Source organism: Brevibacillus dissolubilis, from assembly GCF_006170445.1.
Classification (GTDB): Bacteria; Bacillota; Bacilli; order Brevibacillales; family Brevibacillaceae; genus Brevibacillus_B; species Brevibacillus_B dissolubilis.
Genome location: NZ_VCNA01000008.1, coordinates 242,490 through 266,383, shown reverse-complemented (window position 1 = coordinate 266,383; position 23,894 = coordinate 242,490). Strand labels below are relative to the sequence as shown.

Below are 23,894 nucleotides of genomic sequence, written 5' to 3'. Positions count from 1 at the left end.
GGGGTTTCCCCTGGGGTTACTCGAAGAAGCGGGTAACACTCTTGCTTTTCCCGGAGCTAAGAGGGTTTTCAAAGGAGGTTTGCCGCTGGCATCACCCCGGACTCTTCCCAGCACTGGTGGAAATGAGAAATAGAAAAAAGAGTAAAAAGATAGAGACCCCAAGGCTTTTCAAGCTTGGGGTTTTTGATTTTCTCAAAGATAAAAAACTCTCTACACCCACCGCAGCCCCTTGGGATAATGATTCTTCAACTGCCCATTCGACTGCTTGCCCCAACCAAGTGGATAACCATTTACCGTCACCAGGGTCCAGCCATTCGACCCATCTGCCTGCAGAGTCTGTCCCTCCAGATAGTCATAGACGGCAGTTCCTTCAGCCAGATCCATCTGGTGCACTCGTGTCGCCTCATCTGGCCCAATTGCCAAGGCGAGCGCGTGGGACGGTTCGAAACGATTCTTTTTCACCGTTCCCAGATGCCAGCCGGGGCGGGCTACCTTCAAGCCGGACAGCTCAAGCGAGGAGGCAGGGGAATAGTAGAGATGCTCGCCAAACAGCTGGTAGGCTTTATCGTCGGCGGTACGCTCCAGCACCGATGGGACGGCTTCCTCGGCGAATTGTCGCCAGGCTGCAATCGCTTCTTTGCGTCCGGCATTCACCTGTGTTTGCCCGCTTTTCTTTTTGCCTGCTTTTTTCGAAGCAGGGGCAGCGGACAGAGAGTCATCGTCCTCATCTAGGGCGGTCAGATCCTTTTTCCTAAGCTTGGCGACATAGTGCCCCTCGCCGTGCAGATGGTGCGGCCAGAGGCGGGAGGTCAGCTTCAGATTGAAGGTGGGATCACCCCACTCAGGGACACCGGGTAAAAAGAATTCAGCTGTCGGGATCGGCTCCAGTTCGAATTCAGGATGCTTTTGCAAAAACTCACTGATAGACTGCTCATTCTCCAGCGGGGCAAATGTGCAGGTGGAGTAGACCAGCACACCTCCGGGCTTGAGCATGTCGGCTGCAGAGTCGAGGATATCCTTCTGCATGATATGGCACTCGGTTACCTTGGCTGGTGACCAGTCGTCGATCGCTTCTGGCAGCTTGCGGAACATCCCTTCACCAGAGCAGGGGGCATCGACGAGGATTCGGTCAAAAAACAGAGGGAAACGCTCAGCCAGCCGCTCTGGCGTCTCATTGGTAACGATCGTGTTGGTGATGCCTAAGCGCTCGATGTTTTCGGAGAGTGCTTTGACGCGGACGGGATGGATTTCGTTGGAGATGAGGAGGCCTCGGTTGTTCATAGCGACAGCCAGCTGTGTCGATTTCCCGCCGGGTGCGGCACAGAGATCTAGCACGGTTTCACCGGGCTGTGCCTCCAAGACGACGGCGGCCGACATGGCACTTGGCTCCTGCAGATAATAAAGACCGGCGGCATGATAAGGATGCTTGCCAGGACGCTCCTCTTCGGGATAATAGAATCCGGTTTCACTGCACCACGGCACAGGCTCAAGCAGGCGGATTTCCCCGCGCAGCTCGTCTGGTGTCGTTTTGCAGGTATTGACCCTGAGGCCAAGATACGTCTGGTTGGAGAAACAATCTACAAAACGCTCGTATTCGTCTTGCAGCATGGTTTTCATCCGTTCGGAAAATAATGTCGGAAGCTCGCGATTCATGGGTACCTCCACTGTCAGTTTTACACGGTTTTGCACAGACCAAAAAGGATTATGTAGTCTTTTGGCGAATCCTTACCTATAGTGAGGTGAGCATTCGTTGAAAGAGTCACGCGCACAAAGATACCGCTCCCGCCGTCGTGTCGACGGTGATGTATCCCGTTTCTGGGTGCTGGGGCTGGTGTTCTCTGTATTGGTTTTAGCCTTTACTTTTTTTGTAGATATTCCGATCGTACAGGCAGAATGGCTGATGGAGATGGAGATGGCGTTGTTTAGTGCCAGCTTTACCTTGCTGGCCTTTTACCTGTTGGGCTTGACGTTCGTCTTCTCCAGGCAGGAGCAGGCCGGTCAGGTGAGCCACCAGGTGATCATCTATGTATGGCTGGGCGCGATTTTGTACCATCTGTTTCTTCTTATCACCAATATTGCCAATCAGCATGTCTACAAAGCAGGGATCATCTTGTTTTTAGGTCCGCTGTTTTTAACCACCTACCATTTTATCACGTACTTGGGTGCTTTGCGCGCAGCAAGACAAGAAGAAGCATCCGCAACCAGCGAAACCTATGTCAAAAGCGCCTATCAGATGATTTACGAAGCCACTCAGATCCACTCCGACATCCAGCAGGTCAAAGCGGAGAATCCAGAGATCGAGCAGATGCTTCGCGCCAATGGTTTTGCCGTCAAGATGGAGAGGTATATAACTGAAATGCAGCAATATCTCCAGGTTGAGAATTTCACCAAGAAAGACATGGAACTGTTAGAAGGTCACTATTTCTTTATGGAAAACCTGCACCTGCTTGTCAAACAGCACCCCGGTATCGTAGAGTCTCGTCCATACAGCTACCGGAGAGGGCCATTAAAGGAGGAACAAGATGTTCTGGCGTAAAAAACAAGAGCAAGCCGTCATGTCCGAACTCATCCCTGCGAATTCAGAACAGAATGATAAGAATGCACAAGAAAAAGCCCTGCTGGAGCGTGATATCGTCGAGCTGTACGAACAGATGGGCGTGATCATCAAGCAGCATGGAGTGGTCAACTCCCAGCATGGTGGACTGGCCCAGCTGGCAGGGAAGATGAAGCAGACCGTCGAGCGGATCGAGCAGATCAGTGAGCACTCCGACCGTACCGCCACTGATTTGCATGCACGCGGAGAGCGTCTGAACGATATCTCCAACCGTTCCCTGGAGCAATCCCGCCTCAGCAAACAATCGATGGAGGAAGTGCTGTCCGTCATCTCCAATCTGGAGCGCGAATCGACCAATACTGCCGCCTCCATGAGCCGTCTAGAAGCAGGCTCTGCCGAGATTACCAGCATCGTGCAGGTCATCAGTGATATCGCCAACCAGACCAACCTGCTCGCCCTCAATGCTGCCATCGAAGCGGCGCGTGCAGGTGAACAGGGACGCGGCTTCGCCGTTGTTGCCGACGAGGTGCGCAAGCTGGCCGAGATGACTGGCAATTCCACCAAATCCATCGCCGATCTGATCACCAATATCCAATCCGAGACCAAAACCGCCCTGACCAATGCAGAGAAAAGCTCTGCTGCCATCCAAGAGGGCCTGCAAAAAAGCAAAACCGCCGCAACCCAGATGGGCGAAATGATGAGTGCTTTCCAACAAGTCAGCGCAGAGGTTCAAAATGTAATCGACACCATTGACAAGCAAAAACGCTATGCGGACGACATCGCAAGCCAAGTCCGTGACGCGCAAGACTTGCTTGGTTCGATGAACGAGGAACTGGTGTCCCACGTCCGTGAAGCCAAGCAGGTGGATGACAAGCTGGAGCAAAGCTACGTTAGCCTGAAAAAATTAATGGAACGCTAAATAAAAGAGGGAAATGACCGTGTGGCAGAGCTGCGCCGGATCATTTCCCTTTTTTTCGTTGCGTTTCGCAGTATAATGAGGAAGAGAACGTAATAGCCTATGTCAAAAAGAGTGTATTTGTGGGGGATGCGAAATGAGGGTTTATTTGAAAGAATTTTTCAGCTTTTTAGATATTATGGTGATGAGCCTGTTGTTACTCGCTTGCCTGTTTTTCACACTGCCTGATCTGGACAGAGGCGTGGTCTGGCTGTCCCTCCTGCTTGGGATGGTCCTCTATGCGCTCAGTGAGTACCTGATTCATCGTTTTCTGTTTCACTTGAAGCCGCCGAAGAACCCTTTGTTTCTACATTTTTTAAAGCGCTTACATTATGATCACCATGTGAAGCCGGATGAGCTGGAGCTTTTGTTTTTGCCGGTATGGTACAGCCTGCCCCAGATGGTGGTGACGTTTGCTGTCTATTATTGGCTGACCGCAGATGCGGCGATGACCAGTGCTTTTGCCACAGGGATGATCGGGTTTTTGTTGTTTTATGAGTGGACGCACTATGTGGCGCACAGGCCAATCCAGCCGTTCACCCCATGGGGCCGTTGGATGAAGAAGCTTCACTTACTGCACCACTTCAAAAACGAAAACTACTGGTATGGTGTAACCAATCCGGCCTTTGATGTGCTCATGGGGACGTTTCCCAATGAGAAACAGGTGGAGAAGAGCAAGACCGCGCGCGATCTGGAGCAGGCCCAGTAAGCTTTACGGTTGATCTACTTTTCTAAGGACAAAAACGGTCAAGAAACTGACAGCTTCCCGCAGCAACGGATCTAATTGTTCTGCGATCTCATCGGTGACACCTTCCTTGTAGACCGGGTGCTCGGAGACTAGCTCGTAGCCGTTTTCCTCAGCCAACTGCTTGGCTTCCCATGGCATCATCGTATTTTGAATCGTTGGTTTTCCATACAGACGAGGGAAGCTGTACGCACGGGGGCCGGCTGTCGGTCCGAGAATTCCGAGCAGCAGCATGCCGCCAGGTTTCAACACGCGGCGGAATTCCAACAGGGTATCCAGCGGTGATTCAGTGAATTCCACGACATTAATAGATAAAATCCCCGCCGCCTCTTCATCCGTCAAAGACAACCGACCGACATCGCCGACACGGAATTCGAGCGAAAGACCTTCGCTTGGACGGGATTTGGCATATTGAATCATTTCTTGGGAAATATCGACACCAATTACCCGATAACCATCCCGTGCCAGCTTCCAACTGCCATATCCTGCGCCGCAGCCAGCATCTAGAATCGTGCCGTCAGCAGTCGACACCAGTTGCTTTAACAGCGGAAGAATCGTCTTACGGCTACCGGTATCCCACATTTCGATACTGTCCCGATCCCATTGCTCCGCGTTTTTATTCCATTTCTTGACGACTTCATCATTCCATTCTTGATTCATCCCAGATTCCTCCTGTTATTTCCCTATCTTTTCTACCTACCATCTTACAGGAAAAACAAGCATAGACAACAGCCAAAAGGCACACGGTTCGCATCGTGTGCCTTTTCATATTCACCGGGTTGATCTCTGACCTACGGTGTTGCTTGTGGTGATGACCGCATAGGATGGGGTAGCGAAGGATTAAGATTCTGGCGGTTCGAATTGAAACGCACCCACGTTGGGATCATAGGTCGGTTGGGCCAAAGGAGTACTTGGCTGGTTCTGATTCAGCCGATTGGCCTGTGTCTGCGATAACGGATTAAGAGGATTCACCTGATTCGACTGGGACAGTGAGCTGTGCTGGCTCATCGGATTGGCTGTGTTCAAAGTAGGGAGTTGCCCTTGCACGGATTGACCAGCTTGATTGAATGGATTCAACGGATTGATTTGCCCCGACTGATTCAGCGGATTCAACGAACTAATCGGTCCGACCGTATTCACCGGATGGAACGAGTGAGGCTGACCAACAACCTGATTCATCTGAGGGATCGGGTTCACCTGACCAGCAAGACCCGTCAGATTGCCGCCCGCTGGATTTCCGGTCAAATGCTGCTCAGGCTGAAACGACGAGGTCGCCGTCTGTGGCTGGTTGGTGGTACCGCTTGTGGTGATGCTGCCGCTGCTATGCCGCATCGCCTCGAATGCCAGCTGATTGCTGAGCTGATGGATTTGCTGCAGCAGGGTCATCGTCTGATTTTCCATGGAGGCGAGGTTCTGAAGCTGGTTGGCAAGATTGCGCAGGGTATTGCTCTGATTACGTTCGTGCTGCTGGAGCTGATTGATCAAGCGTTGCAGCTCGGCTGACATGCTTTGGGTAGAGGATGGATACACGGACTGATACCCCCTGTGGAAATAAAAATTCATATTCCTACTTTTGCCAATTTATCTTGATTTGATGCGTGGTCAATGCTGAAACGATGGTCTTTATTAATGAAAAGCGTTTAAGCTTCACTAGGGATTCTTGCGAGGAAAGCGGTTTCAATGTAATCTCTGAATTAAGAAAGCATTTCAATAAGTTCTGAAATTACGAATTCTGGAGGGTGACATAATGGCAACTGATTTCTTTCCAATTCAAGACTGGGATTACCTGGAACTTTATGTAGGCAACGCGAAACAAGCGATGCACTACTTCACTAAAGCGTTCGGCTTCGAGGCTTATGCATATGCAGGTCTTGAGACTGGTTCCCGCGATAAAGTGTCTTATGTACTCAAGCAAAACCACCTGCGCCTCGTTCTGTCCGGCGCGCTTACCGATGAACATCCAATCACTGACTTCGTGAAAAAACACGGCGAAGGTGTAAAAGATATCGCGCTCCGCGTAGAAGACTGTGAACAGGCATACCGCGAAGCGATCTCCCGCGGTGCGATCCCAATCCAAGAGCCAACCGAGTACACCGATGAGTTCGGTACCATCAAAAAAGCAATCATCGGTACCTATGGTGACACCGTTCACTCCTTCATCGAGCGTAAAGACTACAAAGGCGTATTCTTCCCAGGCTTCGAAGCGTACGAAGCACCTGTAAAAGGCGAAGGTACCGGCCTGATCGGTATCGACCACATTGTAGGTAACGTTGAAGTGATGGACGAGTGGGTTTCTTACTACGAAAAAGTAATGGGCTTCACTGCTACCCAAAACTTCAAAGACGACGACATCTCCACTGAATACTCTGCGCTGATGTCCAAAGTAATGTCTTCCGGTACCGGCCGCATCAAGTTCCCAATCAACGAACCGGCAGAAGGCAAACGCAAATCCCAAATCCAAGAGTACCTGGAGTTCTACAAAGGACCAGGCGTACAGCATATCGCACTCCTGACCAACGATATCGTCAAAACCGTATCCGCTCTGCGTGACAATGGAGTAGACTTCCTCCATGTACCAGATACCTACTACGAAGAATTGACTGACCGCGTCGGTGAAATCCCAGAAGACCTGAACAAGCTTAAAGAACTGGGCATCCTCGTTGACCGTGATGACGAAGGCTACCTGCTGCAGCTCTTCAGCAAGCCAATCGTAGACCGTCCAACCCTGTTCGTTGAGATCATCCAACGCAAAGGCTCCAAAGGCTTCGGCGACGGTAACTTCAAAGCTCTCTTCGAAGCACTGGAGCGCGAGCAAGAGCGCCGCGGTAACCTCTAATCAACTGCTTAGCACCATATCTAAACGGTTTGCTTTTCCTTCTTGGAGAAGCAGGCCGTTTTCCATTTTTTCCTCCAATAGATGAAGGGATGATTTCTCGGGAAAGCTATAGGGGATCGATGAGCCAACAGGAGGTAGAGAAGATGGAAATGAATCAGCAGAACATGGTAGAAGTCCCGCAGATTGATACCCCGCAAGAGATCCCGTATGTAGACCGTCCAGAAGTGGAGATCGACACACCACATCCACAGACAACCGATCCACAAGCAGGCTTCAACACTAACACAGGCTCTCAGAGCAGCGCAGAATCGCCTGAGACAGAGTCCATCGGCTTTCGTGTAGAGTAAGGCACCGATCAGACGGTGTCTTTTTTCTTGACCAAAATGTGACAAAAGCGAATAATAGTAACAGTATCGAAAATGGTAGATGCATCAAAACCAAAAGGAGGTGGGTGAGGAGTTGATCTTCCTGCATCCTTTGATGATTCTTTTAACCGAGCGAGCTGCGATCTTGATTATGGCGGCGTTCCTGTTGACACGGATCAGAGCGGTTCGCCGCGTACTGAATGAGCGTGCCACATGGCGGGACAAGCTGATCATGGTCTTTATTTTTTCCTCTTTTTCTATTTTTGCGACGCATATCGGGATCCCTTATGATGGGGCGATCGCCAGTTCACGTGCCATGGGGCCGGTTGTGGCTGGACTCTTAGCAGGCCCGTGGGTTGGGGTTGCCACTGGGTTTATCTCAGGGATTCACCGCTATGCGTTGGGTGGTTATACAGGCTTGGCGGCCGGGATCGCTACGATGGCGCACGGGTTTATTGCGGGCTGGGTCTTTCGGGCGTATCGGAAACAGCATCGGGAGGTCAATTGGGTCGTTGCCCTGTGGGTCGGTTTTTTTACCGAATGGGTGCAGATGGGGATTTTGCTATTGGTCGCCTATCCGTATACCAAGGTGCTGGAGCTGGTCGAGGTGATCAGTATCCCGATGTCGGTGGTCAACTCGGTTGGGGTGGCTGTCTTCATTATCATCGTTGATCTGGTCAAGTCAGAGGAAGACCAGATTGGAGCACTGCAAGCCCAGCGGACGCTTCGGATCGCGGATAAGACCGTGACCTTCCTGCGCGACGGGTTGACCCGTGAATCAGCGGAAAAAGTAGCCCACGAGATCCTGCGTTCCATCCGCTGTGCAGCAGTCGCCATCACCGATATCAATGAGGTGCTGAGTCACGTGGGAATCGGCTCGTCCCATCACATCCCAGGAAAGCAGATCGCCACCGAAGCTACTCGCGAGGTCATAGAGACCAAAGAAATCAAAATCGCGGCAAGCAAAGAGGAGATCGGCTGCCAGGTGCGTAACTGTGCCCTGCGCTCTGCGATTCTTGTCCCCCTCAAAAGAAGAGGGGAAGTAGTGGGGGTCCTCAAGCTATATCAGGATCATACCCGGAAGCTTTCTCCGGTTGATCTGGAGCTGGTACGGGGTCTGGGGGAACTCATCTCCACCCAGCTGGAGGTCGCTGAGCTGAAACGTCAGTCCCGTCTGCTTGCCGATGCCGAGATCAGGGCACTCTACGCTCAGATCAATCCGCATTTTTTGTTTAATGCCATCAATACGATCGTCTCCTTCATCCGCATCCGCCCGGAAAAAGCCCGTGAACTGCTGATCTACCTCTCTGACTACTTCCGCCGCAATCTGCACCAGAGTGGCGGGTATGTCTCTCTGTCAGAGGAGCTGGAGCATGTCGAAGCATATCTGGCGATCGAGCGGGCGCGTTTTGGCGACAAGCTCCATGTGGCCTATGACATTCAGCCAGGAGTGGAGCATGTGCTCGTTCCGGGATTGATCATCCAGCCGCTTGTCGAGAATGCGATCAAGCACGGACTGTTACCCAAGAGGGAGGGAGGGACTGTCACCATCTCTGCCCGCGAGATCGATTCACATACCCTTGTTCTGACCGTCTCTGATGATGGAGTCGGGATGGATTGCGATCCCTTTGCCGTCAAGCCGGAGGGGACCCCTTCAGGAAAACGCCGCTTCAGTGGGATTGGACTGACCAATGTGCGAGGGCGCATCCAATCGATTTATGGTGCCCCGTATGATCTCACTATACATAGCGAAAAAGGAGCAGGTACCACCTGTACCATCACTTTGCCGATAGGAGTGAACAACCATGCTCAACGTCTTCATCGTGGATGATGAAATGCCTGCACGCGCCGAGCTGCGCTATCTGCTCGAACAATTTTCGGATCTAGAGGTGATCGGAGAAGCTTCCAGTGGCACCGAAGCGCTGGAGCTGATCCCGGAAGCCAAGCCCGATCTGGTCTTCCTCGACATCCATTTGCACGACCGCGACGGAGTGGAGGTGGCTGAACAACTGGTCAATCAGATGGAAAAGCGGCCGGTTATCGTGTTCGCCACCGCCTACGAGGCTCATGCTGTCCGTGCATTTGAGCTGGAGGCGACCGACTATATCGTCAAGCCATTCAGTGAACAGCGTCTGGACAAGACCATTCAGCGTGTCCGCAAACGCTTCGAGAACGCACACTACGAAGCTGGAGAGAACGATTCTGCACCTGACAGCATCCAAGTAGACGTCACGGCTGAGAGCCATCAGCAAGTCTCAGCAGATGATTCCTTAGCCACAGGTGCTTCCCTAGATCCCAAACAAATGGAACAACAGCTCGCCTCCCTGATTCAGCATGTCCTCTCCCAAGAACAGCAGCCCAAGCGCATTCCTGTTGAGAAGAACGGCAAAATCCTGCTGATCGATCCATCTGAGATCGTGTTTGCGACCGTGGAGGGGAGATATGCGAGCATTTTCACTCACAAAGAGCAATATGCCACCTCGTTTACGCTGCAAGAGCTGGAGAGCCGTCTGCCTGCCCGCCAGTTTTTCCGCACCCATCGTGCTTTTATCGTCAATCTGGCCAAAACAGCGGAGCTTGTCCCGTGGTTCAAAGGCTCGATCCACTTGGTGATGCAGGATGCGCGGCAGAGTGAAGTGCCAGTCAGCCGGAATGCAGTGAAAGAGGTAAAGCGGCGTCTTGGATTTTAATGCCAGCTTTGCATTTCGAGGTCGATGTAAGCGTTTTCAATACTAAAAATCAACCGTTCATGCACTAATTTTAACTTTTCGCACAATTTTCATTTTTACATCGCGGTCAGGCTTGTATGTTTAAGTGGAGTGTAAGTTCTGTCTGTCTATTCATAATATTCACATGAAAGGGGTAGCATCATGAAAAAGGGAATAGTTTCAATCCTCATCTGGACAGCCGTCGCCGTGCTTGGCGCGTTTGGATTCGGTGCTCTCGCTCTGTCCCGTGGAGAGACCGTCAACTCCTTCTGGCTGTTGACAGCAGCATTTTGTACCTATGCGGTTGCCTACCGTTTTTACAGCCGTTTTATCACCCGCAAAATTATGGGTCTCGATGATAAACGGGCTACACCTGCCGAAGTAAACAACGACGGCAAAGACTTCGTACCAACGAACAAATGGGTATTGTTCGGTCACCACTTTGCGGCGATTGCCGGAGCAGGCCCGCTGGTCGGACCAACTCTTGCCGCTCAGATGGGTTATCTCCCAGGTACGATCTGGATCATTGCCGGGGTAGTTCTCGGTGGTGCCGTACAAGACTTCATCATCCTGTTTGGCTCCATGCGCCGCAACGGTAAAAGCTTGGGCCAAATCGCAAAAGAAGAGATCGGGCCGGTTGGCGGTGCGCTTGCTTCGGTCGGTATTTTGGCAATCATGGTTATTCTTATTGCCGTACTAGCACTAGTTGTTGTAAACGCTCTCGCGGAATCTCCGTGGGCTACCTTTACGATCTTCATGACGTTGCCGATTGCTCTTTTTATGGGGGTCTACATGCGCTACTGGCGTCCAGGGCGTGTTATGGAAGCATCCCTGATCGGTCTCGTGATGCTGTTCATCTCTCTGTACTATGGTCAAGTAATCGCCCAAAACCCAACAACAGCTGCGATGTTCACCTTCACTGGTACACAGCTGGCTTGGATGATCATCATCTACGGTTTTATCGCATCTGTCCTGCCAGTATGGCTTCTGCTTGCACCGCGTGACTACCTCAGTTCCTTCCTCAAAGTAGGGACGATCGGGGTACTCGCAGTCGGTATCATCTTTACACTTCCACCATTGCAAATGCCTGCGCTGACCTCGTTCATCGACGGTACAGGACCGGTCTTCTCCGGTACGCTGTTCCCGTTCTTGTTCATCACCATCGCGTGTGGTGCAGTATCTGGCTTCCATGCCCTGGTATCCTCTGGTACAACACCAAAAATGATCGCCAAAGAATCCCATGCACCTGTCATCGGTTACGGCGGGATGCTGATGGAGTCTGCGGTAGCCATCATGGCGATGATCGCAGCTTGTATCCTGACACCGGGTCTCTACTTCGCGGTTAACTCACCGGCAGCGGCGATCGGTGCAGATGCAGTAACAGCCGCACAGACGATCACCAGCTGGGGCTTCGCAGTCACACCTGATATGATCACCGGTCTTGCTAACGACGTAGGGGAGAAAACCATCCTGTCCCGTACAGGCGGTGCACCATCCCTGGCGATTGGGATGGCGACCATTTTCTCCACCATCCTCGGCGGTAAAGCACTGATGGCGTTCTGGTATCACTTCGCCATCCTGTTCGAAGCGGTATTCATCCTGACCACCATCGACGCAGGTACACGTGTAGGCCGTTTCATGGTGCAGGATATCCTTGGTAACGTGATTCCAAAAATGAAACAGGTTGACTGGCTCCCGGGTAACATCATCGGCTCTGCGATTATCTCAGCAGGCTGGGGCTACTTCCTCTACCAAGGCGTTGTTGACCCGCTTGGCGGGATCAAAACCCTCTGGCCGCTGTTCGGTATCGCCAACCAAATGCTTGCCGCGATCGCGTTCGTGGTAGGAACCACGCTTATTTTCAAAATGGGCAAAGCCGCTTACGCATGGGTCACCATCGTGCCAATGGCGTGGCTGTCTACGGCTACTCTGTATGCGGCGTGGCTGAAAATCTTCTCCCCAGATCCAAAGATCGGCTTCTTGTCCCATGCAGAAGCTTTCCAGAAAACACTTGATGCGGGCGAGCTGCCGAAGGGTGTAAAAACGATCGAAGCGGCTCAGAAGATGATCTTCAACGACCAAGTCGACGCCATCGTCTGCGGAATCTTCCTTGTCATCACGGTAGCGGTTATCCTCGATGGGATTCGCGTCTGGGTCGGTGTGATGCGCGGCAAAAAATATGAGCTGCAAGAATCTCCGTATGTGCTCTCCAAAGGGGATGACATCTACGGCGGCGGACATCACGTAGCATGATGAGATATCGCCTCAAAATGCTTCGGATGCAGCTGCGCAAGCTCAGTTCCGCGATCAAGACCATCTTCGGCATGCCGGACTACGACCGCTACCTGCAGCACTGGCACAAAAACCATGCCAAGCCGGGTGAATTCCCGCTGTCGGAGAAAGAATACTATATGTACGCATTGAAAAACCGATACGAGAGTGGTGGCATCAACCGCTGCTGTTGATTGGTTTGACAGGAGGCTCCTAACAGGAAATGGAGCCTCCTTTTGCGTGTATCTTGGTAATTTTTATGGTACACTAGGGGAAAAGTCTGGGTTGGGTGGCGATATCTTTGCAACCGTTTCAAATAGAAGCTGTCAAAGAGCTTGCGATGAAATGTGCAAAAGCTGCGGGCGAATTGAGTCTGAAGAGAATGAACGAATCGTTTGAGGTGGAGTACAAAACCTCCGCTTCTGACCTCGTAACCGCTGTGGACAAAGAAGTGGAACAGATGGTCATCGATATGATTCTGGAGCAGTTTCCAGACCATGGGATTCTAGGTGAGGAGAGCACGTTCACCAAAGATCCGAGCCTGTATGATTGCCTTTGGATTATTGATCCGATTGACGGTACGACCAATTTTGTCCATCAACAGATCAATTTTTCTGTCTCCATCGCGTTTTACTACAAAGGCGAGGGGATCGTCGGCGTCGTCTATGATCCATCTCGGGATGAGATGTTTCACGCTTCCAAGGGGGAGGGTGCTTTCTTGAATGAACGCAGGCTCAAGCTGGACCGCCGTGTGAAGCTGGAGGAAGCGATCCTGTGCACCAGCGTCTTCTGGAACAAACGGGCCGAGCAGATGGGCATCGACGTCATCATCAAGGAGCTGGCAGCCAAAGTGCGCGGCATGCGTCTCTTAGGCAGTGCCGCTTTGGAGATCTCCTATGTAGCTGCAGGGCGACTGGACGGCTATGTCAGCATGCAGCTCAACGCCTGGGATATCGGTGCCGCGAGAATTATCGTGGAGGAAGCCGGGGGTAAGGTGACACAGATGAGCGGCAGACCGCTTCCTTTTGATCAGAAGAGCAGCATCATGGCCTGTAATCAAGCGTTTTATGAGGAGCTGCAGCAGTATATCCGCGACCACCTGCCAGAGCATTTGAACGGGTATTTGAAGGGGCAGGAAGGCAGAGAACAATAGAATGAGTAGGAGGAGGCAGGAGTTCCAGCGGATGTGGGCTTCTGCTTTTTCTGTGAGGAGAATGGAGTCTGAATCTTCTATAGAGAGTAGGTGTTCTGCCATGTTATTCAAATTGGTTACCGCGATTCTGTCCTCGGTTGTGGTGAGTTTGTTCTGGGCGATCGGATCATATCTGAATCACTTACAACCTGATCCATCCCGATCGTACGACCCGACCTTTTCGTCACTCTTTGGGTTCTTTATGTTTTATATGACCCCTGGCTTTCTCTTCTTTGGAATTCCATCGTCATGGCTGATCGATATGCTGGTACATAAATTCTCCATGCCAGATAAATTACCGGATTACCTGCTGTATGTGTTCTTCTATGCTGCATTCGGAGCGGTAACGATCATCCTTTACTTCTTCATACTTGCCAAAGGTAAACTCCCAAGCTATGAGGACCTTGAGATCGCACAAGTAGGCATAATAGCAGCACTGCTCTATTACCACATCCTACTCGGCTTACAGGCATGGCGTAATCGGTGGGCACTCAGGCGGCGACAGTAGCTGCTGATATTTTTCCTCTATGAATTCACAACCACCACCAAAATCCTAAAAAATACAAACCTTATCGCAATTTTCACACATTATCCATCTCCCGCCCATCCTTTACAATGAAACCATTCGCGCCTGTTCATGTGGGGCTCATTACCGTCCCACAATGTGTAAGCGATTACATTAGAGGGTAGAGGGAGGTTTTACTATGACCATTCGCAAGACCGCCGTCACGACCGCAGCAGGGCTGTTGGCCGTCTCAATCGGGCTGACCTCAGGTGGATCGGGAGTGTCAGCCGCATCGTCCGCAGAGGTCTACTTCAGCTCCGAAAAGAACCCACAAGACTGCGCGTGGTTCAGCGCCCCGATGCCAATTCCGTATACGTTGAGCAGACAGGCGGACATCAGTGTCACCAGTCAGACTTCGACACAGGCGACTACGATTTATGTTGATCCGGCGGTGCAATTCCAGAGTATCTTGGGGGTGGGCACATCGCTGGAGGAATCGACGATCTATAACATCTCCCGGATGACTCCGGTAAAACGGGAGGAAGTGCTCCGCAAGCTGGTCGATCCGGTGAATGGCGCGGGAATGAACCTGATCCGGATCTGTTTTGGTACGGCTGATTTTACCGGGAGACCATTCTACACCTATGACGATATGCCGACTGGGCAGTCTGACCCGAACCTGACCCATTTCTCCATTCAGAAAGACATCGATTATAACATCATCGCGACGCTCAAGCAGGCATTGGCAATTAATCCGAACATCAAGATTTTTGCAAGCGCTTGGAGTGCCCCTGCTTGGATGAAGGATAACAAAAGTCTGATCGGAGGGCGCTTGCTGTCATCGTATATCCCGAATCTGGCGACCTACTATCGGAAGGCGATTCAAGCTTATCAGGCACAGGGAATTCCGATCTATGCGATGACGATTCAGAACGAACCGCTGTATGCGGCCCCCGACTATCCAAGTATGCTGTTGACACCTGACCAAGAGCGCCAGCTGGTGACCGCGATCAAAAAAGAACTGGATGCCAATACGGTCAGAACTAAGCTGTGGACGTATGGTCACAATTTCAGCGATGCCTGGAACTACGTGCCGACGATCCTCAATGACTCTGCCGCCAATGCTGCCGTCGACGCCATAGCTTTTCACGACTATGCAGGTTCACCGGGAACGATGACCGAGATTCACAACAGCTACAATAAAAATGTGCTCCTCTCCGAGCGCTCTGTGTGGGGGACAGCAGGGGCAGACCGTATCGCACAATACTTCCGCAATTGGGCGATCAGCTATAATGCGTGGGCGACGATGCTAGACAGCAACATTGCCCCTGAACAATGGACTGGCACGCCCAACACGACCATGCTTATACAGAGTGCCAGCTCCTATGACAACTACTGGGCGGCTCCTGAGTACTACCTGACCGGTCAATTTTCCAAGTTCGTCAAGGCAGGGGCGGAGCGGATCTCCAGCAACTATGGTTCATCTGCATCGGTGACCAATGTGGCCTTCTTAAATCTGGACAATACCATCGTTACCGTTGTGGTTAATCAGACGGCCAATGCACAGAAATTCAAGATCGTCTCAGAAGGGCAGGAGATCGTCGCCACCCTGCCAGCCAAGACGGTCGGTACGTACAAATGGCCGCGTGCTGGCACAGGTACGACTCCCAACAAGCTGACCAATTTCAGCTTTGAATCTGGCAACACAACAGGCTGGACGGAGTGGAGCAGCGGGGCCTCCGCACAGAAAGCGGATATGGATAATCCCTTCACCGATAATTACAAGCTGACCCATTATGCCCCGGGAAGCTACCAGCAGCTGACCAGCCAAGTGAAAGCTGTGCCGAATGGGACTTACCAATTCAGTGCATGGGTACGCTCCGGAGGTGGACAAAAAGCGCTGCACCTGTTTGCCAAAGGCTACGGCGGTGCGGAGATGACGGCGAATATCGGGACGAATCCAATCTCCGAATGGACGAAATACACCATCGATAACATCACGGTTACCAACGGACAGATCGAGGTGGGCGTCTGGGATGATGCCAATACAGGCAACTGGGCTGCTTTTGACCAGTTTGAGCTGGTTGCCTCCAATCCGAATCTGTTGAACAATCCCAGCTTTGAGACGGGGAATGCAACAGGCTGGACCGAGTGGAGCAGCGGGACATCTGCACAAAAGGTAGATACCGACTATCCATACATCGGGACGTATAAGCTGACCCACTATTCTGCGTCTGCCTATCAGCAACTGACCAGCCAGATCAAGACGGTACCAAATGGGACGTACAAAATCAGCGGATGGGTGCGCTCCGGCGGCGGACAAAAAACGCTTCGCCTGTTCGCCAAAGATTACGGCGGTGCCGAGCTGACAGCAGAGGTCGGGACGAATCCGGTAACCAACTGGACGCCATACACCATCGACAATATCAATGTCACCAGCGGCCAGATCGAAGTGGGAGTCTGGAACGACGCCAACGCAAATAACTGGGCAGCGTTCGACAGCTTCGAGCTGATCCGGAAGTAGTTGATCAATCATATAAAAAGTATGGACTGCTAGAGAAATTAAGTTCATGCAGACAGATTGCTTTCCCGCTGGCTTCACGCAGATAGGGAGGGCAATCTTTTTCTATTATGAACAGAGGAAAAGGCTACCTGGTCATCTTAGTGAGTTTAGTTAGGTTGAATTTTGGGGAGAGTTGCTGAGGTTCGAAAGAGGCATGAGCAAGAAGGGAACCGTAGTTTTTTTCAGTTATATAACCAACTGCTGGAAGAGCGTGAGGAGCATCTGTTTGTAAGGAGACCGGCCGAACGAAGAGAGGGAAAGGCGACTGGAAAACAGATGCTCCTCACGCTCCTCCACGCTACCCCACGCTCCTGCCGGAGCAACCCAAAAAAAGACTGCCGACCCCAAAGCGTCGACAGCCTTTTGAAAAGAAGTATTTACCAGTAAATTACAACTGTCCTGCATCCTGCAACATATGCACCGTCAGCACAAACATCGCATGAGACCAAGTCAGCGGCACAACCCATGCCGTCTCACCCGTCTCCTTATCAATCTGTTCAGGCAGCAGGGAAAGGGAGGTCGCATGTGTCACAGCCCACTCCAGATGCTTTTTCGCTTCATCGTATTGGCCTTGGAGGATACGGAACTGAGCGAGCCAGAGGGTAGTGAGAATCCAAGGGTTACCGCCGATGTATGGGTCATCCTCATAACGTCGGATGCCGCCTACTTTTGGCGAGGTGCAGGTACGCTCGATCGCATCAGCGGTTGCGGCTGCACGAGGATCATTGGCATCGATCAGGTTGAATGGGACCGTTACCCCGATTAGGCTGATGTCATAGATTTCGTCAAAATACTGATTGTGGCGCACATAGCCTTTTTCATCCGTCACCTTGTAGACTTTTTTGCCTGCTGCTTCTGCGCGGTTGTAAGTCTCTTCGTTGACAGCCAGCTTCACGCCACGGTAGAACGTATTGTCTTCACGCACGGTATGGGTGAGGATGGAGTCTTTCAGGTTCGCGGCTGCTTGGTTCCACGCGTCGGCCAGCTCGGTTTTGCCCAGCTCTTGCGCGATGGAGGCAGCGCCTGTGATGCCGCCGAATACCGCGGCAGAGGAGTAGGTATGCTCGGCTGCACGCTCTTCCCACAGGTCCATGCTAGGCAGTGGCAGACCCGTTTCGGCGTCAAGGAAGTTGAGCAGGAAGGTAGTTCCTTTTTCGACGGCTGTCCATACTTCTTCGAGGAAAGAACGGTCGCCTGTTGCGAGATAGTGCTGGTACATCCCCCAGAGGATGGAGGCACCTTCGTCGATTTGCAGACCCCAGGATGGAGCGAGGCGGCCGTCATGGTAGTGGCGTTGCTGCCAGGAACCGTCAGCATCTTGTGCGATCAGAGCCCAACGATAGAAGTCGCGGGTCAGATCACTCAAGCCTGCACGGTCGAACGCAGTCGTGATATACGCCGCATCACGACCCCAGCAGAACGCATAGCCACCGCAACGAGTGAAGGCTTCGTCGAACTCAGGCGCGGCAATCACGCTGCCTGTCTGGCTGTCAGACATCAGCTTGAAGACGAGCAGGGAACGCTCATAGATTTCGGTGATCCGTGTATCATCTGTAGTGACAGGTTTTTTGCCTGTCAGCTCATTCACATAATTGGTCCAGTATTGAGAGGTCTGGGTGAGCCAGTGACCGACAGACTCCGATTTTGCTTCCTCCATAGCGGCAGTCGCTTCAGCGAGTGTCGTACCGCAAGCCAGATAGATCGGCAGAGAGACAGTAGCACCCGGCTCGATCTCTACCTGATAGGAGAGCGCACCATCTGTACCCATGTCAATCACAACACCGCTCAATGCACCCTTTTCAGCCTCTTCTAGAGCGTTCTTTGCTGTGTAACCAGCGCAAACGTTTGCACCAGAAAGCGCAAAAGCATACTGGTGACGGAAGAACAGCAAACCGTCGATTTTTGGTTCAAATGTAACCGTATTGTAGAGGCGGTTCTCACAGATCGTCAGGTTGGCATAGTAGATGAATTGCAAAGAGACAGGCGCATCAGAAGTGTTGGTCAATTCATAGTGGCGCACCAGAAGATCCTTGTCAGGTACGGCAAAATCAGTGGATTGAACGGTCAGCGGGAGCTTGGTTCCGGTGGCTTTGCTAACCAGCACATTGGTTTTTGGCAGATAGCTTTGCTCGTGTGTCCACTCGGAGGCTTCATCGAGCCAGACGGTTTGATGAGCGTCATGGAGCAGGATACCGGCACGGATTTTCTCGATGTGCTGCGGGGTATCTACGTGCGGCCACCACAGACGGTGGATTTCGCCGCTGGTGCCAAGTGCAGCCAGCATGGAAGAATTGCCGATGATCGCATCATTGAGATACGGCTTGTTAGTTACAGGTGAACATTTCATATTGTTATAAAACTCCTTTCATGTTTGCAAACATCCCCTTGGAGCACAAGGGGATGAGAGTTACTTATGAGATCGAACTGATGAACCGCGGACGATCAATCGGTGTGGAACCGTAATCTGTGGTTGCGTAATGGCTTCACCTGATATTTTACGGATCAACTGTTGAACCGTGAGATAACCGAGGTGATAGATGCCGATGTCAATCGTACTGATCGGCGGATTGCTCAATTCTGACATCACGATATTGTTGAAGCTGACGATAGAGACATCCTGCGGAACAGAGAGTCCAGCCTGGTACAGCTCCCGGATCAATCCGAACGCCACCACATCGTCTGCGATGACAAAAGCAGTCGGCCGCTCCGGCAGATTCATCACCAGAGAGATCGCATGAAAGCCGCTTTTCTCCAGTATCTCTGTACCGACGAGCCATTCGCGGTTGCAGGGGAGATTCGCTTCTGCAAGCGCTTCCCGATATCCAGCCAGACGGTCCTCAGAGACGACCAGATCAGGCGGGCCGCTCACATAACCGATGCGGGTATGACCTTGTTCAATTAGATGATTGGTTGCGTCATAGGCTGCTTTCCTGTTGTCGTTGTTGACACACAGCACATCATCATAATCAACCGAACGTCCTAATAGAACGAACGGAAAGTCATGCTCTCGCAGCCGGTCGACAATCGGGTCTGATTTTCGGGGAGCCATCAGGATGATCCCATCGACGCGACGCCCCATCACCATTCGGTTAACCGCTTCCAATTCTTCTTGCTGTGAATGAGCCGAAGACATCAACAGGTCATATTTAGCCGTGTTGGCATATGCCAGCATCCCACGCAGTACTTCCGAAAAGAAGGGATTGATAAACAACTCTTCAGCGGAACGGGGTAAAACCAGCCCAAGCGTCTGGGTGCTTTTGGATACGAGACTTTTCGCCATGATGTTCGGGTGATAACCGAGTGTCTCCATCGCTTCTTTTACCTTGCGGACGGTAGCAGGACTGATTTTGGGATGTTGGGACAGCACACGTGACACCGTAGAAGGAGAGACCCCGGCAAGCTTTGCCACGTCTTTAATGGTAGCAGATGACATGTAAAGTACCTCCCAAACCGCGCAAGTGCAAACGTTTTTTCTTCATCATAGTGAAAAATAACAGGCTTGTAAACCTATTGAAGCGATTTTATGAAAATTCATACGGCATATGATAACGTTTTCAAGTATTTTATGAAAAGATATAAATCCAAGATATTTAAAGAAAATCAGACTAATAAGCAGATAGTGAGAGATAAAGAAGAATAAACAAGAATAAAAGCCGATTTTCGTTCAATGCAAACGGTTTCCTAATTTGAAAATGTAGTGTAGGATAAAGTTAATCAAAGGGCGTTTGTTCTTCTCTTATTCGTGAAAACGTTTGCGCGATTGTCACTCCCGAATATTTTTAGAGGATTTGTGCAACCGTTTGCATCATGCAGCTCGGAATAATCAGGGTGAACCAGCGTGCTTTCCATTACGAGATTGATCTCACCAAGTAGAGAAAGGGGTTTGACTCATGAACATGAAAAAGACTTTCAACGTGGTAGCTACCATGGCTCTGTTCGGCAGCATTCTCGCAGGTTGCGGTTCCAATGGCGCAGCTCCGGCGGCTGAACAAGGCGGCGAACAAGCAGCAGGCGGTCCTGTAAAAGTAACCTTCTGGAGCACGATGAACCCAGAAGAAACCGTCACCATGAAAGAAATCATCGGAGAATTCGAAAAAGCAAATCCAGACATCAAAGTACAGCTCGAAACCATTCCATTCGAGGGTGCACAAAACAAATTCCGTACCGCTGCACAAGCTGGTAACGGCCCGGACATCCTCCGTTCTGAGATCGCCTGGACTCCTGAGTTCGCAGCACTCGGTCTCTTGGAACCATTGGATAACTATTTCAAAGATCAAGACGATTTCCTCGATGCACCGCTTCGTTACTCCAAATGGAACGACAAGACTTGGTCTGTTCCACAAGTAACCGATGCGCTTGCTCTTCTCTATAACAAAAAGCTGCTTGCTGACGCAGGCTTCAACGAACCGCCAAAAACCATGGAAGAGTTCCGCACCGTGGCAAAAGCGCTCTCCAAACCTGCTGAAGACAAATGGGGCTTCTACTACCGTGTAACCGATGCGTACTGGTTCCAACCATTCATGTGGGCATTCGGCGGCGGCCTGATCGATGACAACAAAGAAATCCTGATCAACACTCCAGGTTCTGTCAAAGGTCTTGAGTTCCTCAAAGAACTGCGCGACGTAGACAAGGTATTCCCGAATGAATTCGACGCAACCAACGAATACAGCAACCAAATGAAAGCATTCCAAACCGGCCGTGCGGCAATGGTACTCAACGGTCCATGGGCAACTGCTGACATCCTCAAAGGGGAGCAGTTCAAAGATCAGAACAACTTCGGGATCGCACCAATCCCAGCAGGTCCAGAAGGCAAAACCGGTTCTCCTGTAGGTGGTCACGGTTATGTCATCTACGCTGGTTCCAAAGTGAAGGATGCTTCCTATAAAGTAATCGAGTTCATCAACGCCAAAGAAAACCAAGCGAAATTCGCTGTGAGAAATGGTCTTCTGCCAACCCGTAAGTCCGCTTACGAGCTGGACGACGTGAAGAGCAACCGCATCATCTCTGATTACAAACCAGTCATCGAGAATGCAACCAACCGTCCAGTTATTCCAGAAGGCGGCCAAATCTACACTGCATTCACTCCAGAATTCCAAGCGTTCTTCAAAGGCGAAAAATCCGCGCAGCAAGCGCTCGATTCTGTAGCACAAGCTTGGGCACAACTTCTCAAAAAGTAATCAGTCGTAACCCATAAGCAGGAGAGTAGGGGGAGAGGCCACAGGCTTCTCTACCCTTCTCTCCATTTCAGCGAATAAAAGTAATTTACAAAATTTTCAAGAAAAAAGGAGGCGAGTCAAGCGTGAATCGCAACCATACATGGATCGCTTACATGTTCCTTGCTCCTGTTATCATCGTGATGGCCCTGCTGGTGTTCTATCCGCTCATCCAAGGCGTCATGTACAGCTTCACCGACATGGGACAATACAACATGGGCAGTAAATTTGCACCACCGACCTGGGAGTTCATCGGGTTCAAAAACTATACAGATCTGTTTGCATCGATTGCCGCACCTGAGTCTGTGTTCCGTGACGTGTTGATCCAGACCATGATCTGGACGTTCGTCAACGTATTTTTCCACTTTGTGATTGGGCTGGGGCTTGCACTTCTGCTGAACCGTGAGATCAAGGGCCGCGGGATTTACCGTATGCTTCTGATGGTTCCTTGGGCCGTGCCTTCCTTCGTCAGCGCGTTCTCTTGGACTTGGATGTACAACGAAAAATACGGTCTCTTAAACCTGTTACTGACTAAGCTCAGCCTGCCAACCATTCCATGGCTGGGTGACAGCTTCTGGGCGATGACCTCTGTCATCATCGTCAACGTCTGGGTAGGGGTTCCCTTCATGATGGTAACACTGCTCGGCGGTATGCAGTCCATCCCGACCTCCCTGTACGAGGCGGCAAAAGTAGACGGGGCATCTGCCTTCCAGCAATTCTGGAATATCACCCTGCCGCTTTTACGTCCGGTAGCGGCTACGGCGACTATGCTTGGTGTCATCTGGACCTTCAATATGTTTAACATCATCTATCTCGTTACTCGTGGCGGCCCTGTCCGTTCTACGGAGATTCTCGTCACCTATGCGTACCGTGAAGCCTTCCAGAACTGGAACTTCGGTGTGGCATCCACCTATGGTGTTGTGATTCTCTCCTTCTTGGTCGTCTTCTCCATTTTCCATAGCAAAATGACCAAGGCAAACAGCAACGAGGGGGTTTACTACTAATGGGCAAAGCGAAAAATTGGTGGGTACACGTTCTGTTGGTTATCGCCTCAATCATCGCTGTCGGTCCGGTTGTCTGGATTCTGTCCACCAGCTTCAAGACGGAACAAGAGATCTTCGCTGGCTCAACCGATATCAATTTTATCCCCAATGAATTCACCACAAGCAACTATGAACATGTGCTTACCGCCAATAACGGGATGTTCCTGACCTGGCTGACGAACAGTGTCATTATTGCGGTGTTGACCACGATTTTAGGTGTGTTTTTGTCTGCCACAGCGGCGTATGCGTTGTCCCGTTTCAAATTTATCGGGAAAAACATGGTCAACTACAGCTTCCTGCTGACCCAGATGTTTCCAGGGTCGCTTTTGGTTATTCCGCTGTACAAAATCGTTGACAGCATGGGTCTGCTCAACAGCTATCTCGGTCTGATTCTCGCGTATTCTACAGTCGCGGTACCTTTCTGCGTGATGATGCTGAAAAACTTCTTCGATACGATTCCATATGAGCTGGAAGAAGCAGCCCGTGTAGATGGTCTGTCACCGTTTGGCACGTTCTGGCGTATCGTATTGCCGTTGGCGTTGCCTGGTCTTGCGATCACTGCATTCTTTTCGTTCATAACGGCTTGGAATGAGTTCCTGATCGCCCTGACGTTCATGACTACCGAGAGCATGTATACCCTGCCAATCGGTCTGCAGCAGTTCGTCAACCAGTTCCGTACTGACTGGCACTACATGTCCGCTGGTGCGATTATCGTAACCTTGCCTATCCTGATCGTATTCTTGCTGGCCCAACGCTTCCTCATCTCTGGCCTTACTTCAGGCGGAACCAAAGGATAAGGGTCATCGCAATACGGACAGCACTCAGATAGAGAAAACGAGAGAGAACCTGGAGAGAAACCACCGGGGAACAGCTTGCCTGTATCATGGACAAGAGCATGTTCCCCCGGATGGTTTATTTTTTTGCCCTTTTTTATGCAAATAAGA

The 23,894-nt window shown here is 51.2% G+C and carries 20 protein-coding genes; 15 read left to right on the top strand and 5 right to left on the bottom strand.

What is annotated here, in order from left to right:
• Window positions 1-210 precede the first annotated feature (210 nt).
• Window positions 211-1,653 (bottom strand): RsmF rRNA methyltransferase first C-terminal domain-containing protein, encoded by a 1,443-nt coding sequence (locus FGI41_RS16650; RefSeq protein WP_139491465.1) that lies wholly within the window; start codon window positions 1,651-1,653, stop codon window positions 211-213.
• 97 nt (window positions 1,654-1,750) lie between these two features.
• Here FGI41_RS16650 and FGI41_RS16645 point away from each other — a divergent pair, with 97 nt between their 5' ends.
• The 3 genes from FGI41_RS16645 to FGI41_RS16635 all read left to right on the top strand — a co-directional run bounded on the left by FGI41_RS16645 (window position 1,751) and on the right by FGI41_RS16635 (window position 4,218).
• Window positions 1,751-2,536: a hypothetical protein gene (locus FGI41_RS16645; protein ID WP_139491464.1), complete on the top strand. Its 786-nt coding sequence runs from the start codon at window positions 1,751-1,753 to the stop codon at window positions 2,534-2,536.
• Window positions 2,523-3,473 carry a methyl-accepting chemotaxis protein gene (locus FGI41_RS16640; protein WP_139491463.1) on the top strand — a complete coding sequence of 317 codons (951 nt, stop codon included), beginning with the start codon at window positions 2,523-2,525 and terminating at the stop codon, window positions 3,471-3,473. The genes FGI41_RS16645 and FGI41_RS16640 overlap by 14 nt, the downstream gene beginning before the upstream one ends.
• 133 nt (window positions 3,474-3,606) lie before the next feature.
• Window positions 3,607-4,218, top strand: a complete 612-nt coding sequence (locus tag FGI41_RS16635) for a sterol desaturase family protein (protein WP_139491462.1) — start codon at window positions 3,607-3,609, stop codon at window positions 4,216-4,218.
• A 3-nt stretch (window positions 4,219-4,221) separates the two neighbouring features.
• On the opposite strand, the gene FGI41_RS16630 is transcribed toward FGI41_RS16635, so the two are convergent.
• Together FGI41_RS16630 and FGI41_RS16625 are read right to left on the bottom strand one after the other, a co-directional pair.
• Window positions 4,222-4,914, bottom strand: coding sequence for a class I SAM-dependent methyltransferase (locus FGI41_RS16630; protein WP_139491461.1), 693 nt, complete (start codon window positions 4,912-4,914; stop codon window positions 4,222-4,224).
• A 180-nt stretch (window positions 4,915-5,094) separates the two neighbouring features.
• A complete protein-coding gene (locus FGI41_RS16625; RefSeq protein ID WP_139491460.1) occupies window positions 5,095-5,784 on the bottom strand; it encodes a hypothetical protein in 690 nt (229 codons plus the stop codon).
• A 214-nt stretch (window positions 5,785-5,998) separates the two neighbouring features.
• Here FGI41_RS16625 and hppD point away from each other — a divergent pair, with 214 nt between their 5' ends.
• The 9 genes from hppD to FGI41_RS16580 all read left to right on the top strand — a co-directional run bounded on the left by hppD (window position 5,999) and on the right by FGI41_RS16580 (window position 16,655).
• Entirely contained in the window at window positions 5,999-7,090 is a 1,092-nt protein-coding gene (gene hppD, locus FGI41_RS16620; protein WP_139491459.1) for a 4-hydroxyphenylpyruvate dioxygenase, read from the top strand.
• A 143-nt stretch (window positions 7,091-7,233) separates the two neighbouring features.
• A complete protein-coding gene (locus FGI41_RS16615; RefSeq protein ID WP_139491458.1) occupies window positions 7,234-7,437 on the top strand; it encodes a hypothetical protein in 204 nt (67 codons plus the stop codon).
• A gap of 133 nt (window positions 7,438-7,570) precedes the next feature.
• Window positions 7,571-9,286 carry a sensor histidine kinase gene (locus FGI41_RS16610; RefSeq protein WP_255298511.1) on the top strand — a complete coding sequence of 572 codons (1,716 nt, stop codon included), beginning with the start codon at window positions 7,571-7,573 and terminating at the stop codon, window positions 9,284-9,286.
• Window positions 9,261-10,145 carry a LytR/AlgR family response regulator transcription factor gene (locus tag FGI41_RS16605; protein ID WP_139491456.1) on the top strand — a complete coding sequence of 295 codons (885 nt, stop codon included), beginning with the start codon at window positions 9,261-9,263 and terminating at the stop codon, window positions 10,143-10,145. The genes FGI41_RS16610 and FGI41_RS16605 overlap by 26 nt, the downstream gene beginning before the upstream one ends.
• A 180-nt stretch (window positions 10,146-10,325) precedes the next feature.
• Entirely contained in the window at window positions 10,326-12,416 is a 2,091-nt protein-coding gene (locus FGI41_RS16600) for a carbon starvation CstA family protein (protein WP_139491455.1), read from the top strand.
• Window positions 12,416-12,628: a CstA-like transporter-associated (seleno)protein gene (locus FGI41_RS16595; protein WP_139491512.1), complete on the top strand. Its 213-nt coding sequence runs from the start codon at window positions 12,416-12,418 to the stop codon at window positions 12,626-12,628. The genes FGI41_RS16600 and FGI41_RS16595 overlap by 1 nt, the downstream gene beginning before the upstream one ends.
• A 107-nt stretch (window positions 12,629-12,735) precedes the next feature.
• Window positions 12,736-13,587 carry an inositol monophosphatase family protein gene (locus tag FGI41_RS16590; protein WP_139491454.1) on the top strand — a complete coding sequence of 284 codons (852 nt, stop codon included), beginning with the start codon at window positions 12,736-12,738 and terminating at the stop codon, window positions 13,585-13,587.
• A gap of 100 nt (window positions 13,588-13,687) precedes the next feature.
• On the top strand, window positions 13,688-14,134 hold the full coding sequence (locus tag FGI41_RS16585) for a hypothetical protein (protein WP_139491453.1): 447 nt from the start codon (window positions 13,688-13,690) through the stop codon (window positions 14,132-14,134).
• 196 nt (window positions 14,135-14,330) lie between these two features.
• Window positions 14,331-16,655, top strand: a complete 2,325-nt coding sequence (locus FGI41_RS16580; protein WP_218015238.1) for a carbohydrate binding domain-containing protein — start codon at window positions 14,331-14,333, stop codon at window positions 16,653-16,655.
• A gap of 427 nt (window positions 16,656-17,082) precedes the next feature.
• Here the strand turns inward: FGI41_RS16580 and FGI41_RS16575 are convergent, their stop codons facing one another.
• Both FGI41_RS16575 and FGI41_RS16570 read right to left on the bottom strand, forming a co-directional pair.
• Window positions 17,083-19,041 carry a glycoside hydrolase family 15 protein gene (locus FGI41_RS16575; protein ID WP_139491452.1) on the bottom strand — a complete coding sequence of 653 codons (1,959 nt, stop codon included), beginning with the start codon at window positions 19,039-19,041 and terminating at the stop codon, window positions 17,083-17,085.
• Window positions 19,042-19,101: 60 nt separating this feature from the next.
• A complete protein-coding gene (locus tag FGI41_RS16570; protein WP_139491451.1) occupies window positions 19,102-20,127 on the bottom strand; it encodes a LacI family DNA-binding transcriptional regulator in 1,026 nt (341 codons plus the stop codon).
• A gap of 457 nt (window positions 20,128-20,584) precedes the next feature.
• On the opposite strand from FGI41_RS16570, the gene FGI41_RS16565 reads away from it, so the two are divergent.
• The 3 genes from FGI41_RS16565 (at window position 20,585) to FGI41_RS16555 (ending at window position 23,747) form a co-directional block, all read left to right on the top strand.
• Window positions 20,585-21,871, top strand: a complete 1,287-nt coding sequence (locus FGI41_RS16565; protein ID WP_139491450.1) for an extracellular solute-binding protein — start codon at window positions 20,585-20,587, stop codon at window positions 21,869-21,871.
• A gap of 122 nt (window positions 21,872-21,993) precedes the next feature.
• Window positions 21,994-22,911 (top strand): carbohydrate ABC transporter permease, encoded by a 918-nt coding sequence (locus tag FGI41_RS16560; RefSeq protein ID WP_255298505.1) that lies wholly within the window; start codon window positions 21,994-21,996, stop codon window positions 22,909-22,911.
• Window positions 22,911-23,747, top strand: a complete 837-nt coding sequence (locus tag FGI41_RS16555; protein WP_139491449.1) for a sugar ABC transporter permease — start codon at window positions 22,911-22,913, stop codon at window positions 23,745-23,747. The genes FGI41_RS16560 and FGI41_RS16555 overlap by 1 nt, the downstream gene beginning before the upstream one ends.
• The last annotated feature ends 147 nt before the right edge of the window (window positions 23,748-23,894 follow it).

Excerpts from the sequence above, each read along its gene's own strand:
- FGI41_RS16650 (WP_139491465.1), bottom strand. The coding sequence starts at position 1,653 with ATGAATCGCGAGCTTCCGACATTATTTTCCGAACGGATGAAAACCATG.
- FGI41_RS16640 (WP_139491463.1), top strand. The coding sequence starts at position 2,523 with ATGTTCTGGCGTAAAAAACAAGAGCAAGCCGTCATGTCCGAACTCATC.
- FGI41_RS16635 (WP_139491462.1), top strand. The coding sequence starts at position 3,607 with ATGAGGGTTTATTTGAAAGAATTTTTCAGCTTTTTAGATATTATGGTG.
- FGI41_RS16630 (WP_139491461.1), bottom strand. The coding sequence starts at position 4,914 with ATGAATCAAGAATGGAATGATGAAGTCGTCAAGAAATGGAATAAAAAC.
- FGI41_RS16615 (WP_139491458.1), top strand. The coding sequence starts at position 7,234 with ATGGAAATGAATCAGCAGAACATGGTAGAAGTCCCGCAGATTGATACC.
- FGI41_RS16610 (WP_255298511.1), top strand. The coding sequence starts at position 7,571 with ATGATTCTTTTAACCGAGCGAGCTGCGATCTTGATTATGGCGGCGTTC.
- FGI41_RS16605 (WP_139491456.1), top strand. The coding sequence starts at position 9,261 with ATGCTCAACGTCTTCATCGTGGATGATGAAATGCCTGCACGCGCCGAG.
- FGI41_RS16600 (WP_139491455.1), top strand. The coding sequence starts at position 10,326 with ATGAAAAAGGGAATAGTTTCAATCCTCATCTGGACAGCCGTCGCCGTG.
- FGI41_RS16595 (WP_139491512.1), top strand. The coding sequence starts at position 12,416 with ATGAGATATCGCCTCAAAATGCTTCGGATGCAGCTGCGCAAGCTCAGT.
- FGI41_RS16585 (WP_139491453.1), top strand. The coding sequence starts at position 13,688 with ATGTTATTCAAATTGGTTACCGCGATTCTGTCCTCGGTTGTGGTGAGT.
- FGI41_RS16580 (WP_218015238.1), top strand. The coding sequence starts at position 14,331 with ATGACCATTCGCAAGACCGCCGTCACGACCGCAGCAGGGCTGTTGGCC.
- FGI41_RS16575 (WP_139491452.1), bottom strand. The coding sequence starts at position 19,041 with ATGAAATGTTCACCTGTAACTAACAAGCCGTATCTCAATGATGCGATC.
- FGI41_RS16570 (WP_139491451.1), bottom strand. The coding sequence starts at position 20,127 with ATGTCATCTGCTACCATTAAAGACGTGGCAAAGCTTGCCGGGGTCTCT.
- FGI41_RS16565 (WP_139491450.1), top strand. The coding sequence starts at position 20,585 with ATGAACATGAAAAAGACTTTCAACGTGGTAGCTACCATGGCTCTGTTC.
- FGI41_RS16555 (WP_139491449.1), top strand. The coding sequence starts at position 22,911 with ATGGGCAAAGCGAAAAATTGGTGGGTACACGTTCTGTTGGTTATCGCC.